Origin of the sequence: Hamadaea tsunoensis DSM 44101, assembly GCF_000428945.1 — a bacterium.
Classification (GTDB): Bacteria; Actinomycetota; Actinomycetes; order Mycobacteriales; family Micromonosporaceae; genus Hamadaea; species Hamadaea tsunoensis.
In genome coordinates, this window is sequence record NZ_KE386822.1 from 170550 (window position 1) to 184387 (window position 13838).

14 protein-coding genes are annotated in these 13838 nt (G+C 70.9%); 13 read left to right on the forward strand and 1 reads right to left on the reverse strand.

Features of this window, described 5'->3' with window-relative positions:
• Positions 1–62 precede the first annotated feature (62 nt).
• The 9 genes from G401_RS0141250 to G401_RS0141285 all read left to right on the forward strand — a co-directional run bounded on the left by G401_RS0141250 (position 63) and on the right by G401_RS0141285 (position 9242).
• Complete coding sequence (locus G401_RS0141250; protein WP_084558173.1) at positions 63–1145, forward strand: LacI family DNA-binding transcriptional regulator; 1083 nt, start codon at positions 63–65, stop codon at positions 1143–1145.
• Positions 1146–1251: 106 nt separating this feature from the next.
• Positions 1252–1986 (forward strand): GNAT family N-acetyltransferase, encoded by a 735-nt coding sequence (locus G401_RS51890; RefSeq protein ID WP_064741972.1) that lies wholly within the window; start codon positions 1252–1254, stop codon positions 1984–1986.
• Positions 1983–3089 (forward strand): o-succinylbenzoate synthase, encoded by a 1107-nt coding sequence (menC, locus tag G401_RS0141260; protein ID WP_027347106.1) that lies wholly within the window; start codon positions 1983–1985, stop codon positions 3087–3089. The genes G401_RS51890 and menC overlap by 4 nt, the downstream gene beginning before the upstream one ends.
• A 40-nt stretch (positions 3090–3129) precedes the next feature.
• Positions 3130–3948 carry a DUF6042 family protein gene (locus tag G401_RS0141265; RefSeq protein WP_157546824.1) on the forward strand — a complete coding sequence of 273 codons (819 nt, stop codon included), beginning with the start codon at positions 3130–3132 and terminating at the stop codon, positions 3946–3948.
• A 311-nt stretch (positions 3949–4259) separates the two neighbouring features.
• Entirely contained in the window at positions 4260–4388 is a 129-nt protein-coding gene (locus G401_RS58475) for a hypothetical protein (RefSeq protein WP_281174236.1), read from the forward strand.
• 868 nt (positions 4389–5256) lie between these two features.
• On the forward strand, positions 5257–6084 hold the full coding sequence (locus tag G401_RS0141270) for an SGNH/GDSL hydrolase family protein (protein WP_027347108.1): 828 nt from the start codon (positions 5257–5259) through the stop codon (positions 6082–6084).
• A 50-nt stretch (positions 6085–6134) separates the two neighbouring features.
• Positions 6135–7427, forward strand: a complete 1293-nt coding sequence (locus G401_RS0141275) for a M20/M25/M40 family metallo-hydrolase (RefSeq protein ID WP_027347109.1) — start codon at positions 6135–6137, stop codon at positions 7425–7427.
• 44 nt (positions 7428–7471) lie between these two features.
• Positions 7472–8110, forward strand: a complete 639-nt coding sequence (locus G401_RS0141280; RefSeq protein WP_027347110.1) for a hypothetical protein — start codon at positions 7472–7474, stop codon at positions 8108–8110.
• Positions 8111–8276: 166 nt separating this feature from the next.
• Positions 8277–9242 (forward strand): aldo/keto reductase, encoded by a 966-nt coding sequence (locus tag G401_RS0141285; RefSeq protein ID WP_027347111.1) that lies wholly within the window; start codon positions 8277–8279, stop codon positions 9240–9242.
• A gap of 77 nt (positions 9243–9319) precedes the next feature.
• Here G401_RS0141285 and G401_RS0141290 read toward each other — a convergent pair whose 3' ends face one another.
• On the reverse strand, positions 9320–10657 hold the full coding sequence (locus tag G401_RS0141290; protein ID WP_027347112.1) for a hypothetical protein: 1338 nt from the start codon (positions 10655–10657) through the stop codon (positions 9320–9322).
• A gap of 120 nt (positions 10658–10777) precedes the next feature.
• On the opposite strand from G401_RS0141290, the gene G401_RS0141295 reads away from it, so the two are divergent.
• The 4 genes from G401_RS0141295 (at position 10778) to G401_RS0141310 (ending at position 13673) form a co-directional block, all read left to right on the forward strand.
• Positions 10778–10969 carry a DUF5703 family protein gene (locus G401_RS0141295; RefSeq protein ID WP_027347113.1) on the forward strand — a complete coding sequence of 64 codons (192 nt, stop codon included), beginning with the start codon at positions 10778–10780 and terminating at the stop codon, positions 10967–10969.
• Positions 10970–11057: 88 nt separating this feature from the next.
• Positions 11058–12125, forward strand: coding sequence for an LLM class F420-dependent oxidoreductase (locus G401_RS0141300; RefSeq protein WP_027347114.1), 1068 nt, complete (start codon positions 11058–11060; stop codon positions 12123–12125).
• Positions 12126–12965, forward strand: a complete 840-nt coding sequence (locus G401_RS0141305; protein WP_034594723.1) for an undecaprenyl-diphosphate phosphatase — start codon at positions 12126–12128, stop codon at positions 12963–12965.
• Between the two features lie 36 nt (positions 12966–13001).
• Positions 13002–13673, forward strand: coding sequence for an MSMEG_4193 family putative phosphomutase (locus G401_RS0141310; RefSeq protein ID WP_027347116.1), 672 nt, complete (start codon positions 13002–13004; stop codon positions 13671–13673).
• The last annotated feature ends 165 nt before the right edge of the window (positions 13674–13838 follow it).

Here is a 13838-nt window from a genome sequence, read left to right on the forward strand (position 1 = left end):
GATATGGGCTTCGATAGGGGTGGAGATTTGCCTTAACCGGTTCTTCGCGGCACGATGTGTCCATGCAGAATCGGGGCGCTGCTCCCGACGGTACCCGGGTCGTCCCGGCCGCGCGGGGCACGGGGGTCGGCGGCCGCAAGACCATCGGCGACATCGCCCGCGCCGCCGGAGTCTCCAAGGGCGCCGTCTCCTACGCCCTCAACGGCAAACCCGGCGTCTCCGACGTCACCCGCCAGCGTATCCTCGCCATCGCCGAGGAGCTCGGGTGGCACCCGAGCAGCGCCGCCCGGGCCCTGTCGGACGGGCGTACGGGAGTGCTGGGGCTGATCGTCGACCGGCCGGCGCGCACCCTCGGCATCGAATCGTTCTTCATGCAGCTCATCTCCGGCATCGAGGCCACCCTCTCCGCCCGCGACGTCGGCCTGCTCCTGCAGGTCACCGACGACCAGCAGCGGGAGATGGCGGCGTACCGGCAGTGGTGGGCGCGGCAGCGGGTGGACGGCGTGATCCTCGTCGACCTGCGCGCCGACGATCCACGCGTACCGCTGCTGGAGGAGCTCGGCATGCCGTGCGTCGTGATCGGCGGGCCGGAGGGGCTCGGTACGCTGCCCGGCATCTGGAGCGACGACGGCGCCGCCATCACGTCCGTCGTCGAGTACCTGGCCGCGCTCGGCCACCGCCGCATCGCCCGCGTCGCCGGCCTGCCCAACCTCTACCACACCGCACTGCGCGACCGCGGCGTGGCGGCCGCCGCCGAGCGGCTCGGCCTCGACGAGGTCATCACGGTGTACGCGGACTACACCGGCGAGGAGGGCGCCCGGGCGACCAGGACGCTGCTGAGCCGCCGGCCCGCCCCGACGGCCGTGATCTACGACAACGACGTGATGGCCGTGGCCGGCGTCGCGGTCGCCCACGAGATGCGGGTGTCGATCCCGGCCGACCTGTCGGTCGTCGCGTGGGACGACTCGCCCCTGTGCCAGCTGGTGCATCCGCAGCTGTCGGCCGTGAACCGGGACATCGCGGCCTACGGCGCCCACGCGGCCCAGCGGCTGCTGGAGATCGTCGAGGGTACGCCGGCCGTCTCGGTCCAGGACCCGACGCCGCAACTGGTCCCGCGCGGCAGCACAGCCGCCCCCGGCCGCTGAGCCGCCCGGTCGCGCCCGACCGCTGAGCCGTCCCGTCGCTCGGCCGCTGAGCCGGACGGAAGCCGAGCGCTCGGCCCGGGTGGACCGCTTGCGGCAGAATCCGCACATGGAGCCCGTGGAGATCCGTCGGCTGGACAGCGTCGATCGGCAGCTGGCGGGCGTACGCCTGCTGTGCGCCGTCTGGGGGACCGACAGCGCGGAGGACCTGGTCGGGCCCTCGATGATGCGGGCGCTGGACTTCGCCGGGAACTACGTCTACGGCGCGTACCTGGGTGGGGAGCTGGTCGGGGTCAGCGTCGCGTTCCTCGGCGGGGATCACCTGCACTCCCACATCACGGGGCTGCTGCCCTCGGCCCGGGCGGCCGGGCTGGGTCCGGCGTTGAAGCGGCACCAGCGCGACTGGGCGCTGGAGCGGGGGATCACCCGCGTCGAGTGGACCTTCGATCCGCTGGTGGCCCGCAACGCGTACTTCAACCTGCAGAAGCTAGGCGCGGTGGCGGTGGCGTACCTGCCGGACTTCTACGGGGCCATGGCGGACGGGCTGAACGACGGGGACGCCACCGACCGGCTGCTGGCCCGTTGGGACCTGACGCGGACGGGACCGGTGCAGCCGGTCGCCGTGACGGCCGGCGACCGGGCCGTCGAGGTGCCCCGGGACGTGGAATCGCTGCGGCGCAACGACCCTGCCGCCGCGGCCGGCTGGCGGCAGCGCGTACGCGACCGGTTCCAGGAGGCGCTGGCGGACGGCTTCCGGATCGCGGGCATCACCCGCGACAGCGTCTACGTCCTGCGTCCGGCCGGCCGGGGCCCGGCCGCGGACCGGTGCGAGGATGAGGCATGAACATCAGCGGCGTGGAACTGCGCCGGGTGCGGATGCCCCTCGTGGCGCCGTTCCGGACCTCCTTCGGCACCGAGTACGAGCGCGACGTCCTGCTGGTACGCGTCGCGACCGGCGACGGCTACGGCTGGGGCGAGTGCGTCGCGATGTCCGAGCCGGTGTACTCCTCCGAATACGTGTCCGGCGCGGCGGAGGTGATCGCCAAGTTCCTCGTGCCGCTGCTGGGCGGGCCGGAGCCGCGTACGCCGCACGACGTGGAACAGCGGTTCGCCAAGGTCAAGGGACACCCGATGGCCAAGGCCGCGCTGCACACCGCGATCCTCGACGCGTACCTGCGCGAGACCGGTACGCCGCTGGCCGAGTTCCTCGGCGGTGTCACCCCCACGGTCCCGACCGGCGTCTCCGTCGGCATCCAGGACTCCCTTCCGGAGCTGCTGTCCGCCGTCGAGGGCTACCTGGCCGAGGGCTACGCCCGGATCAAGCTGAAGATCGAGCCCGGCTGGGACATCGAGCCCGTACGCGCCGTCCGCGAACGGTTCGGCGACATCCTGCTGCAGGTGGACGCGAACTGCGCGTACGAGCTGCGCGACGCGCGCCACCTCGCCGAACTCGACCGGTTCGACCTGCTGCTCATCGAACAGCCGCTGGCCGAGGACGACCTGCGCGGCCACGCGGCCCTGGCCCGCCAGCTGCGTACGCCGATGTGCCTCGACGAGTCCATCGTGTCCGCCCGGGCGGCGGCGGACGCGATCGCGATCGGCGCGGCGGCGATCGTCAACATCAAACCCGGCCGGGTCGGCGGCTACCTGGAAGCCCGTCGCATCCACGACGTGTGCGCCGCGCACGGCGTACCCGTGTGGATCGGCGGCATGCTGGAGACGGGCGTCGGGCGGGCCGCGAACCTGGCGCTCGCGGCGCTGCCGAACTTCACGCTGCCCGGGGACGTCTCGGCCTCGCGGCGCTACTACGAGCAGGACCTGACCGCGCCCTTCGAACTGGTGGACGGCCTGATGACCGTGCCGGCCGGCGCGGGGATCGGCGTGGACCCGGAGCCGGAGGTCCTGCGCGAGCTGACGACGGAGGTCACGCGGCTCACGGTCGGCTGAGGTAGCCTAGCGGCGACTTCGACGGCGGATGGGGTACCCGGTGACCTGGCAGGCGGGCGACGAGCAGCCGCAATGGCGATTCGCGCCGATGCATCCCTCATGGGTCCGCTGGCTGCCCTGCGCGGTGGCGAGCCTGCGCGTGGTCCCCGCCGAGGATCCCACCGGCGACGCGTTTCCCCGCCGCTGGTACGACCACCCTGCGCTGGACCTGCCCTGGGACGATCCTGTGTGGTGCGACCCCGGCCCGGTCGAGGAGTGGATCGAGCAGTCGCGCGGCGCGAGCTCGGAGGCCGACGCCCGCGCCCACTACGCCCGCGTGATCCAGGCCCGGACGCGACGCATCGACATCTTCACCGAATGCTGCGCCCGCTCCGACGTCCCGGTCCCGCTCAACCTCCGCCAGCTCGTCGACTGCCTGGTCGGCCTCGGCGTCCTGTGGGAGTTCGAGGGCGCCGACGGCACCCCGTGGATCACCGCCAACTTCGCCGCGAACCCGCTCGACCTGCTGGCGCTCACCCCGCAGGAAGCGGCCGACGAGGCGTCCGCGCAGATCCTCGAACGCGGCGTCCTGGCCGGGATCGGCCTGCGCCGCCTCGCCGAACAGCAGGCGCCCGAAGGCGGCGGCCAGACCGTGTGGCTGACGCTGCGCCAGCTCGGCGACGAGATCGACCTCACGCCCGCGGCGGCCCGGCTCGCGCTCGGGCTGATCGCGTCCGAGGAACACTGGATCTCCGTGGACCCGCATGTGGACCTGCAGAGCGTCAAACTCGACCAGCCGTTCGTCGTGAAAGCGGATCACGACCGGTTGGCGCTGGTGTACGACATGGACGAGCTGATCGCGCCCGAGCATCTGATCTGACGATCTTCAAGATCTTTTGTTCCCGGGTTCGTCGATCTCACCTCCGCTCCTCGCGCGGGAGACCGTTCCGGCCCTGGGGGGCCTCCACTGCCAGGTGAGTGGGGCGAAGCATCCATCACCGTCGTCCGGTCGCTGGTTCACCCCTTCAACCCGGACTTTGTCGCGACTGTCCGATATGAACAGCGGTTGCCGGCGGGTCCTGTGCCCGATGCCATGATCATGTAGCGCCATTCCGGCGATGGGGGTGGCTGCGCCTTGATCATGTAACGCCACATCGGCGGGAGAGCGTTTTCTTGCCGGAATAGGGTTACATGATCAAGGAGTTCGGCGCGATCATCGGCGACCCGCTATGGGTGACGCGGCTCTTTACCCCGGCCTTTGTCGCGACTGTCCGATATGGTCGAGTGAACGTCGGTCGGCAGGTGTTCCGCAGCCGCTGAGAGGTCACCTCGCACCCAGCCCCCTTGATGCGGTGCCCGCCAGGCGGGACCGATCATCCAGCCGCGAGACGAGACGCCGATCCCGTGATCGTCGGCGGTGGGGATGTGGTTTTCGGGCCGGCTCCCTCGATCGTTTGCGGCTGAGATGTCGGTAGGGGCCGGGTTTCTCCATCAGCAGCGCCTTGGATCTTGGGCGGCGGTCGGGTTTCTACAGCTCAGCCGCTGTGGATCACCCCGAGCCGCTTCGCTGCCGCCCGTCGTCCGCGATGTGGGAAGGATCTTCCGCCCAGTGGATCGCCATCGCCGTTTGACCGATCGTTGACGGCTGGGGTGTCATTTCCGGCTCGCCTTGCATGATCGTTTACGCGTCAGGTGCCACCAGGGGCGTCCAGGTGCTCCAGAACCGTAAATGATCATGCAGTGGGTGGCTGTTTTTACACCAGAGCCGCAAACGATCAACCCATCGGTCGGCGGCGCGCGCCCATATCGGACAGTCGCGACAAAGCCAAGCGTGCGGAGGTGCCCACCCCGGACGATCTTGCGCGAATGTTCGGGCCCATCGGACATTCCAGACGGATTCCGGGACGCTCGCGCAAGATCGTCGGGGTGGGTGCGCGCATGATCCGATCCCGCGTTGGACCGTGTGTCGTAACGCCTCCGACCTGGGTGAACCCGTTAGCGTGACGTCCTGGTGACACCGTGCGCCCGGCGCGGAACGCGTACGGGAGCGCCGGTGGCTTCGGCAGGCGTACGCATAGACGGAAGCCATTGTGATCTAGGTCACCTCAAAGCTACCGTTCGGTAACGTCCTCCGTCCCCCCGTCCCCCCGTCCCCCCGTTCCCCCGTCCCCCGGAAGGTCAGGTCGTCATGCGCGTACCGCGTACTCTGCTGACTCTTGTCGCCGGACTGGCCGCCGCGGCGCTGATCGCGTCGCCGGCCGCCGCCGACCCCGGACCGCCGCCCGGCTCGATCGCGAGCATGGGCGACTCGATCACCCGCGGCTTCAACGCCTGCGGCTGGTACTCCGACTGCCCGTCGCGTTCCTGGAGCACCGGGACCACGACCTCGATCAACAGCCACTATCTGCGCATCCTCGCCAAGAATGCGGCGATCTCGGGCAAGAACTACAACGACGCGAAGTCCGGTGCGAAGGTCGCCGACATGTACGGCCAGGCCGGGAGCGCCGTCAGCCAGGGCGCGGCGTACATCACGATTCTCATCGGGGCCAACGACGCCTGCACGAGCACCGAGGCGGGCATGACGACGCCGGCCGCGTTCCGGGCCTCGATCGACTCGGCGCTCGCCCGGATCTCCAGCGGCCTGCCGAACGCGAAGGTCGCGCTCCTCTCGGTGCCCAACGTGTGGCAGCTCTGGAGCGTCGGGCACGTCAGCGGCTCGGCCACCAGCACCTGGGGCCTGTTCGGCATCTGCCAGTCGCTGCTGGCCAACCCGACCTCGACCGCCCAGGCCGACGTCGACCGGCGGGCGCGCGTACGCCAGCGGGTCGTGGACTTCAACACACAGCTGGCCCAGGCCTGTGCCGCGTACGGGCCGAACTGCGACTGGGACGACAACGCGGTGTTCAACTACCCGTTCGCGCTGTCGCAGATCTCGACCTGGGACTATTTCCACCCGAACCCGGCCGGCCAGACCGTGCTCGCGAGCGTCAGTTACGCCGCGGGATTCAACTGGTGATCGTCAAACCTGCCCGGCGGGCTGCCCGGCCCGCCTGGTAGGAATGCTGCATGAGTGACGTCGTCGAACTGTGCCGTGACCTGATCCGCATCGACTCCACCAACACGGGGGACCTCGCCACCAGCACCGGCGAGCGCGCGGCGGCCGAGTACGTGGCCGGCGTACTGTCGGGGATCGGCCTGGAGCCGGCGGTGCTGGAGACCGCGAAGGGCCGCACGAACCTGGTCACCCGGATCCAGGGGCGCGACTCCTCGCGCGGCGCGCTGCTGATCCACGGGCACCTCGACGTCGTGCCCGCGGACGCCAGCGAGTGGTCGGTGCACCCGTTCAGCGGCGAGCTCAAGGACGGCTACGTCTGGGGCCGCGGGGCCGTCGACATGAAGGACTTCGACGCGATGGTCCTGGCCACGGTCCGCCAGTGGCACGCGGAGGGTTACCAGCCCGAGCGCGATATCGTGCTGTGCTTCACCGCGGACGAGGAGGCCGGCGGCGACTACGGCGCCCACTACCTGGTCAAGGAGCACGCCGACCTGTTCGAGGGCTGCACCGAGGCGATCGGCGAGGTGGGCGGCTTCTCCGTCACCGTCGGCAACGACCTGCGGCTCTACCTGATCCAGACGGCCGAGAAGGGCATCGACTGGCTGCGGCTGCACGCGAGCGGCCGCCCCGGTCACGGCTCGTTCGTCAACGACGACAACGCGGTCACCGCGCTGTGCGAGGCCGTGGCCCGCCTCGGCCGCCACCGGTTCCCCATCGTCGTCACCCCGACCGTACGCGACTTCCTGTCGCACGTCTCCGAGGTGCTGGGCGTGGAGCTGGACCCGGACGACCCGGAGACGGCGATCGCCAAGCTGGGCCCGATCGCGAGCATCGTCGGCGCCACGATCCGCAACACGGCCAACCCGACCCGGCTCGCGGCCGGATACAAGGACAACGTCATCCCCGGCCGGGCGACCGCCACGATCGACTGCCGTACGCTGCCCGGCTTCGACGTCGAGTTCATGAGCCAGCTGCGCGACGTGATCGGGGACAGCCTGGAGATCGAGACGGTCCACCACCAGCAGGCCCTGGAGACGACCTTCGACGGGCCGCTCGTCGACGCCATGGCGGCCGCGCTGCGCGCCGAGGACGCGGGGGCCCGGCCGGTGCCGTACATGCTGTCGGGGGGTACCGACGCCAAGGCGTTCGCGACGCTCGGCATGCGGTGCTTCGGCTTCTCGCCCCTGAAACTGCCCGCCGACCTGAACTTCGCCGCGTTGTTCCACGGCATTGACGAGCGCGTCCCGACCGAGGGACTAGAGTTCGGCGTGCGGGTGCTGGACCGCCTCCTGCGCAACTGCTGAGGACCGCACCCCAGTTCACGTCACCAGTCCGAAGGGGACCAGTCATGAGCTACACCGACGCACAGGTCGACGCCGCGCTGGAGGCGGTGTTCGCCGCAGCCCGCGAGCACCTCGCCGCGGTACGCCAGGCCGGCGGCAAGATCGACGACGACGAGGTCTGGCGGACCTACGTGGAGCTGAACAACGCGTCGGTGGCGTATGACGACTGCCTGCTGGAGGTCTTCGGCGAGGTCACGCCGTGGCAGGTCGACACGATCGACGCCGACAAGGCCGACGAGTTCTTCGTCGAGCAGGCCGTGGGCGACGACCCGTACCCGAAGGTCATCTCGGTCCGCCAGCGCCGCGACTACCGCATCCCGAGCATCGCCGCGCTGCTGAAGGCCGGCCAGGAGGCCCGCGAGGCGGCCGTCGGCGCCGAGGAGGACGCCGACCGCGTCGAGACGGTCTCCGAGGCGCTCGTCGAGCTGCTCCAGGCGGGCGACGGATCGCTGTCCGCCCTGGACATCCCGGAGCTGGAGCCGCTCGACGGCATCGTCGCGGTGGCCGAGGTGGACACCGCGCTCGACCCGGAGGCGTTCGAGGAGACCGACGGCGCCGGCCCGTTCGCCCTCGCGGGCGGCGACCGCCTCATCGGCCGCATGGACGAACACCTCCACGCCGACGAAGACGATCACGACCACTGAGTTGCCGGGGCCTTCCGGCCGCCGACGGCCCCTATAGGCAACGCCCGTCCCCGCCAGAGATCCTCGACTTCGTCGCGGATCTTGTGCGGGGCCGGGCGTCGCCGGGCCGGGCGGCCGGAACGCCCGTGCATGACAGCCGGTACCGGTTGCGAATATCGTTTGCTTTATGCAGCAGCGACCGCTCGGCCGCAGCGGTCTGACGGTGTCCCGTCTGGCGCTCGGCACCATGACGTGGGGGCACGACACCGACCCCGACGACGCGGGCGCGCAGCTCAAGTCCTTTGTGGACGCCGGTGGCACCCTGGTGGACACCGCCGACGTGTACGCCGACGGCGAGGCCGAGGCGGTTCTGGGGACGCTGCTGGACGCCATGGTCCCCCGGGACGAACTGGTCATCGTCGGCAAGGCGGGCGTACGCGCGACCGGACCGCGCCGGCGCGACGGGTCGCGGGGCCACCTGCTGCACAGCCTCGACATCACGCTGCGCCGGCTGGGCACGGACCACCTCGACGTGTGGCAGCTGCACGGGCACGACCCGCACACCCCGATCGAGGAGACGATGTCGGCGATCGACTACGCCGTCTCCTCCGGCCGCACCCGGTACGCCGGCGTCGCCAACCACTCCGGCTGGCAGACGGCCAGGGCGTACACATGGCAGCAGGCGTGGCCGGGGCGGGCCCCGATCGTCGCGGCGGGCTTCGAGTACTCGCTGCTCGACCGGTGTGCCGAGCGCGACGTCCTGCCCGCCTGCGCGTCCCTCGGCATCGGCACGCTGCCCTGGTCGCCGCTCGGCCGCGGGGTGCTCACCGGCAAGTACCGCAACGGCCGCCCGGCCGGTTCGCGGGCCGCCTCGCCGCAGTACGAGCGGTTCGTGCTCGCGTACCTCGATCCGCGCTGCTCGGCGATCGTCGAGGCGGTCGTCACGGCGGCCGACGGGCTCGGCGTCTCCCCGGCCCAGGTCGCGCTCTCCTGGATCCGGGACCGCCCGGGCGTCACCGCGCCGGTGATCGGGGCGCGGACGGTCGACCAGCTGGAGGAGGCCCTGCGTACGGAGGACCTCCCGCTGCCGGAGGAGATCTGGCGGGCGCTCGACGACGTCTCCGCCATCGACCTCGGCGAGGAGCACTACTGAGCCGCCGGCACCTGAGCGCCGTCACGTGAGCCGCCGTCACGTGAGCCGCCGGCACCGCCGTCACCGCCGCCGGGCAGTCACCACCGCCAGCCTCGGGTGAGGGCGGCCGCCGTGGGGCGGTGGTCGCGTACCTGGGCGGTGATGCGGCGCAGCAGCGGCGCGACCAGCCACCCGAACACCACCACCTCGTACGCGAGCACCAGGTACTGCCCGGTACGCGGCCGGGCGCCGGCGACGAACGGATGCCACAGCGCGCTGAACTCCGGGGTGAAGTGGCAGAGGAATTCGAGCTGGTAGTAGTTGTCCGTGCAGGTGGTCGGCAGTTCGGGGAAGACCACCGCCGCCGTGGCGACCCAGCAGCTGAGCAGGGTCACCGCCAGCGTGGCGAGGTTCGCGCGCAGGCTTGCCGCCTCGTCGCGGAGGGCCGCGGCCAGGGCGACACTGGCGGGCAGGATGCCGAGGACGAAGAAGCGCGGGCCCCAGTAGAGCCCGCCGTACCAGGACCACCAGCCGGCGTACAGCAGGACGAAGGCCAGCAGCTGCACGAGCCACAGCCGGTACGCCTGCCGCAGCGGGTCGGCCAGCCGGTGCCAGGCCGGCAGGAGCAGGCCGGGGAAGTACCAGACCAGCCCCTTGCCGAACGAGAACAGGATCGCGAGCACCCCGAAGAACACCGGGTACGAGAAGCCGCCGCGGCCGGAGTACGGCATGACCGTACGCGCGATGTGGTTCGTTCCGGCGTACGGGTCGGCGCCCGCCCGGCGTACCAGGGATTCGAGCAGCACCAGGGCGACCGCCGCGACCAGGGGGACGGCGTAGCGCCAGCGGCGCCGCAGGACGGCCCAGACGGCGACCGTGAGGGCGAGCGCGGGCAGGGCCGCGATGGAGTTGGCCGCGCCGAGCACGGCGGCGCTCCAGCCGATGAGCCGGGCGGCGCGGGTGCCGGCGACGGCGCCGGTCATCCCGAGGCCGAGTCCGACGAGGGTGAACATCTCGCCGTAGAAGTTGGCGACGGCGGGCGCGGCGACGCTGGCCCCGGCCAGGACGAGGCCGGCCGTGCGCAGCAGTTCGGGCGCCACCTGCCGGCGCAGCGCGAGGTACGCGGCGACCGCGCCCAGCACAAAGATGATCATGTTGTAGTACGCGAGGAGCCGGTCGTCGATCGCGAGCAGCGGGGCGGCGAACAGCGGGCCGATCAGCGAGTAGGGGTTGTTGACGAGCTCGCCGTGCCGGACGAGGGCGCTCAGCGCGGCGGCCCGGTCGGCGCCGTCCCCGCCCACCTCGTGGTGCAGGACGGCGGCCCAGCCGGCGACGCCGCCGAGCATGAGGGCGATCTCGACGGCGGCGCGGGCACGGCCGGCGAGCGGGTGGAGGGCGGGCGGAAGGGCATCGGCGCGGGGGAGCGTCGTCGTCACGCCCGAGACGATAGGGGAGCGGCGGCCCGCCGGTGGCCCCGGTGCTTATCGGCGCTGTGCGGGGGTTTGATGCTGTTCGGGGACTTGTCGCGATCCGGGGGGCGGGGGCAGGATCGGGCCATGGACTACGAATACGCGCCGCTGCGGTTGCCACCGGATGTCGACAGGATGACCGCCGCGGTGCGGCTCGCGCTGCAGGCGGAGTACGCCGGCTGGGAGCTGGACCGCCTCCGGCTCCTGAAGGACGGCACCCGGAAGGTCGTCCTCCGGCGGCCGCTGCTGAACCCGCTCGTTCCGGGTTTGTCAACATAGCCGCACGAATGGCCATAGCTGCACGAATGGCCGCACGGGTAGCGGTGCGCTCGTGACCCGCATGCCTACTCGTGAGTAGCATGTCGGGATGAAGCTTGGACTCAGCCTCGGCTACCAGACTCCCTGGTCCACTCCGGCCAGCCATCTCGCCCTGTCCCAGGAGGCCGAGCGGCTCGGCTTCTCCGTCGTCTGGGCCGCGGAGGCGTACGGCTCGGACTCGCCGAGCATGCTCTCGTGGATCGCCGGGCAGACCGAGCGGATCGACGTCGGCGCGGCCGTCATGCAGATCCCCGCGCGTACGCCCGCCGCCACCGCGATGACCGCCGCCACGATCGACGCCTGCAGCGGCGGCCGGTTCCGGCTCGGCCTCGGCGTCTCCGGACCGCAGGTCTCCGAGGGCTGGCACGGCGTACGCTTCGCCAAGCCGCTCGGGCGCACCCGGGAGTACGTCGAGATCGTCAAGATGGCGCTGGCCCGCAAGACGGTGGAGTTCCACGGCGAGCACTACGAACTGCCCCTGCCGGACGGCCCGGGCAAGGCGCTGAAGCTGGGCTTCCACCCGCCGCGCGACTACATCCCGGTCTACCTGGCCGCGGTCGGGCCCAACAACCTGGAGTTGGCCGGCGAGATCGCGGACGGCTGGCTGGCCGTGTTCCTGTCCCCGGAGCACGCCGGCGAGCAGCTCGCCCACATCGCCGCGGGCCGGGCGAAGGTCGGCAAGACGATGGAAGGCTTCGACGTCGTACCGACCGTGCCGCTGGTCGTCGGCGACGACGACTCCGAGACCGGCATCGCGAACTGCGCCGAGCTCGTCCGCTGGTACGCCGCCCTCTACATCGGTGGGATGGGCAGCCGCGAGAAGAACTTCTACAACCAGCTGGCGACCCGCATGGGCTTCGGCGAGGCGGCCAAGGAGGTCCAGGACCTGTACCTGGCCAAGCGGCAGCGCGACGCGGCGGCCGCGGTGCCGCTGGAGTTCATCGACCGCACCAGTCTTCTCGGTACGCCCGAACGGATAGCGGGCCGCCTGCGTGACTACGCCGATGCGGGAGTGACTACGCTCTCGGTGTCGCTCTTCGTCGCCGACGCGGAGACGGGAATCGCGACGCTGCGTCAGGTCGCGCAGGCCATGGAACTGTCCGGAGTGGGGGAGTAGATGTCACAGATCGAGATCTGGCAGGCCGTTGTCCTCGGTGTCGTCGAAGGCATCACCGAGTTCCTACCGATCTCGTCGACGGGGCACCTGACGATCGCCGAACAGCTCATGAACCTCGACATCACCGACGAGGGGATCACGGCGTACACGGCCGTGATCCAGATGGGTGCGATCGCCGCCGCCGTCATCTACTTCTTCAAGGACATCAAGCGGTTGGTGGTCGGGTTCGTCCGGGGGCTGTTCTCGGCCTCCGGCCGCCAGTCCTTCGACTGGCGCATGGCCTGGTACGTGATCATCGGCTCGATCCCGGTGGGCGTCGTCGGCTTCCTCGCCCAGGACTTCATCAAGGGCAGCCTGCGCAGCCTCTGGGTGGTGGCCGGGGCGCTCATCCTCTGGAGCGTCCCGATGGCGTTCGCCGAGCACGCCGCGACCCAGATCAAGGGCGAGACCGGCATGCGGATGAAGGACTCGATCATCATCGGCCTCACCCAGTGCCTCGCGCTGATCCCCGGCGTCTCGCGCTCCGGCGCCACCATCACCGCCGGCCTGCTGCGCGACTTCGACCGCGTCACCGCCACCCGCCTGTCGTTCTTCCTCGGCATCCCGGCCCTCACGGCCGCGGGGCTCTACGAGCTCAAGGACGCGCTGTCGGGACCGTCCGTCGGCACCACGGCGCTCGTCGTGGGCACGGTCGTGAGCTTCCTCGTCGCGTACGCGGCCATCGCCTGGCTGCTGAAGTTCGTCGCCCACCACACGATGATGACCTTCGTCTGGTACCGGGTGGCCATCGGTTTGGTGATCATCGGGCTGCTGGCCACGAACGTCATCGCGGCGACCTAGACTTCACCCAATGAGCACAGTCCTGCCGGTACGCCGATGAGCACCGTTCTGCTGGTACGCCACGGGCGCACGACCGCCAACGCGGAAGGCGTACTGGCCGGGGATCTGCCGGTCGAGCTGGACGACCGCGGTCGCGAGCAGGCGACGGCGGTCGGCACACGGCTGGCCGGCCTGCCGCTGGCCGAGGTGGTGAGCAGCCCGCTGCGCCGCTGCCGGCAGACGCTGGAGCTGGCGCTGCCGGGGCGGGTGCCGTCGGTCGAGCCGGGCCTGACCGAGTGCGGCTACGGCTCCTGGGTGGGCAAGTCGCTCAAGGAGCTGGCCAAGGATCCACTGTGGACGACGGTGCAGCAGCACCCGGCCGCGGTGACCTTCCCCGGCGGCGAGGCCATGGCCGCGATGGCCACCCGGGCCGTCGCCGCCGTCCGTGCCTGGGACGCCCGGGTGACGGCGGAGCACGGCGCGGACGCGCTCTGGGTGGCGTCCAGCCACGGCGACGTGATCAAGGCGATCGTGGCCGACGCGCTCGGCCTGCATCTCGACCTGTTCCAGCGGATCAGCGTCGACCCCGGCTCGGTGACGATCATCCGGTACACGCCGCACCGGCCGTTCCTGCTGCGCCTGTCGGACACGGGCGGCGACCTGGCCGGCCTCATCCAGAAGGCGGCCACCGTCCCCGCCGGCGACGCCCCCGTAGGCGGCACCGCCTGACGCACCTCCACCCCGGCTCACTCCGCCATGATCCGGTTTGGATCAGGGAAATCACCCGAATCTTGGTCCAAGATTACGTGGCGATCCCTGATCCGAACGTGATCAAGCCGGGGTGTTCGCCGTGGGCGAAGCATGGATGAGGATGGCTCGATCCGGCGTTGCGAC

What these genes read in the sequence shown, in the direction of transcription:
- G401_RS0141250 (WP_084558173.1), top strand. Translation starts at nt 63, where the DNA reads ATGCAGAATCGGGGCGCTGCTCCCGACGGTACCCGGGTCGTCCCGGCC.
- G401_RS51890 (WP_064741972.1), top strand. Translation starts at nt 1,252, where the DNA reads ATGGAGCCCGTGGAGATCCGTCGGCTGGACAGCGTCGATCGGCAGCTG.
- menC (WP_027347106.1), top strand. Translation starts at nt 1,983, where the DNA reads ATGAACATCAGCGGCGTGGAACTGCGCCGGGTGCGGATGCCCCTCGTG.
- G401_RS58475 (WP_281174236.1), top strand. Translation starts at nt 4,260, where the DNA reads ATGATCAAGGAGTTCGGCGCGATCATCGGCGACCCGCTATGGGTGACG.
- G401_RS0141270 (WP_027347108.1), top strand. Translation starts at nt 5,257, where the DNA reads ATGCGCGTACCGCGTACTCTGCTGACTCTTGTCGCCGGACTGGCCGCC.
- G401_RS0141275 (WP_027347109.1), top strand. Translation starts at nt 6,135, where the DNA reads ATGAGTGACGTCGTCGAACTGTGCCGTGACCTGATCCGCATCGACTCC.
- G401_RS0141280 (WP_027347110.1), top strand. Translation starts at nt 7,472, where the DNA reads ATGAGCTACACCGACGCACAGGTCGACGCCGCGCTGGAGGCGGTGTTC.
- G401_RS0141285 (WP_027347111.1), top strand. Translation starts at nt 8,277, where the DNA reads ATGCAGCAGCGACCGCTCGGCCGCAGCGGTCTGACGGTGTCCCGTCTG.
- G401_RS0141295 (WP_027347113.1), top strand. Translation starts at nt 10,778, where the DNA reads ATGGACTACGAATACGCGCCGCTGCGGTTGCCACCGGATGTCGACAGG.
- G401_RS0141300 (WP_027347114.1), top strand. Translation starts at nt 11,058, where the DNA reads ATGAAGCTTGGACTCAGCCTCGGCTACCAGACTCCCTGGTCCACTCCG.
- G401_RS0141305 (WP_034594723.1), top strand. Translation starts at nt 12,126, where the DNA reads ATGTCACAGATCGAGATCTGGCAGGCCGTTGTCCTCGGTGTCGTCGAA.
- G401_RS0141310 (WP_027347116.1), top strand. Translation starts at nt 13,002, where the DNA reads ATGAGCACCGTTCTGCTGGTACGCCACGGGCGCACGACCGCCAACGCG.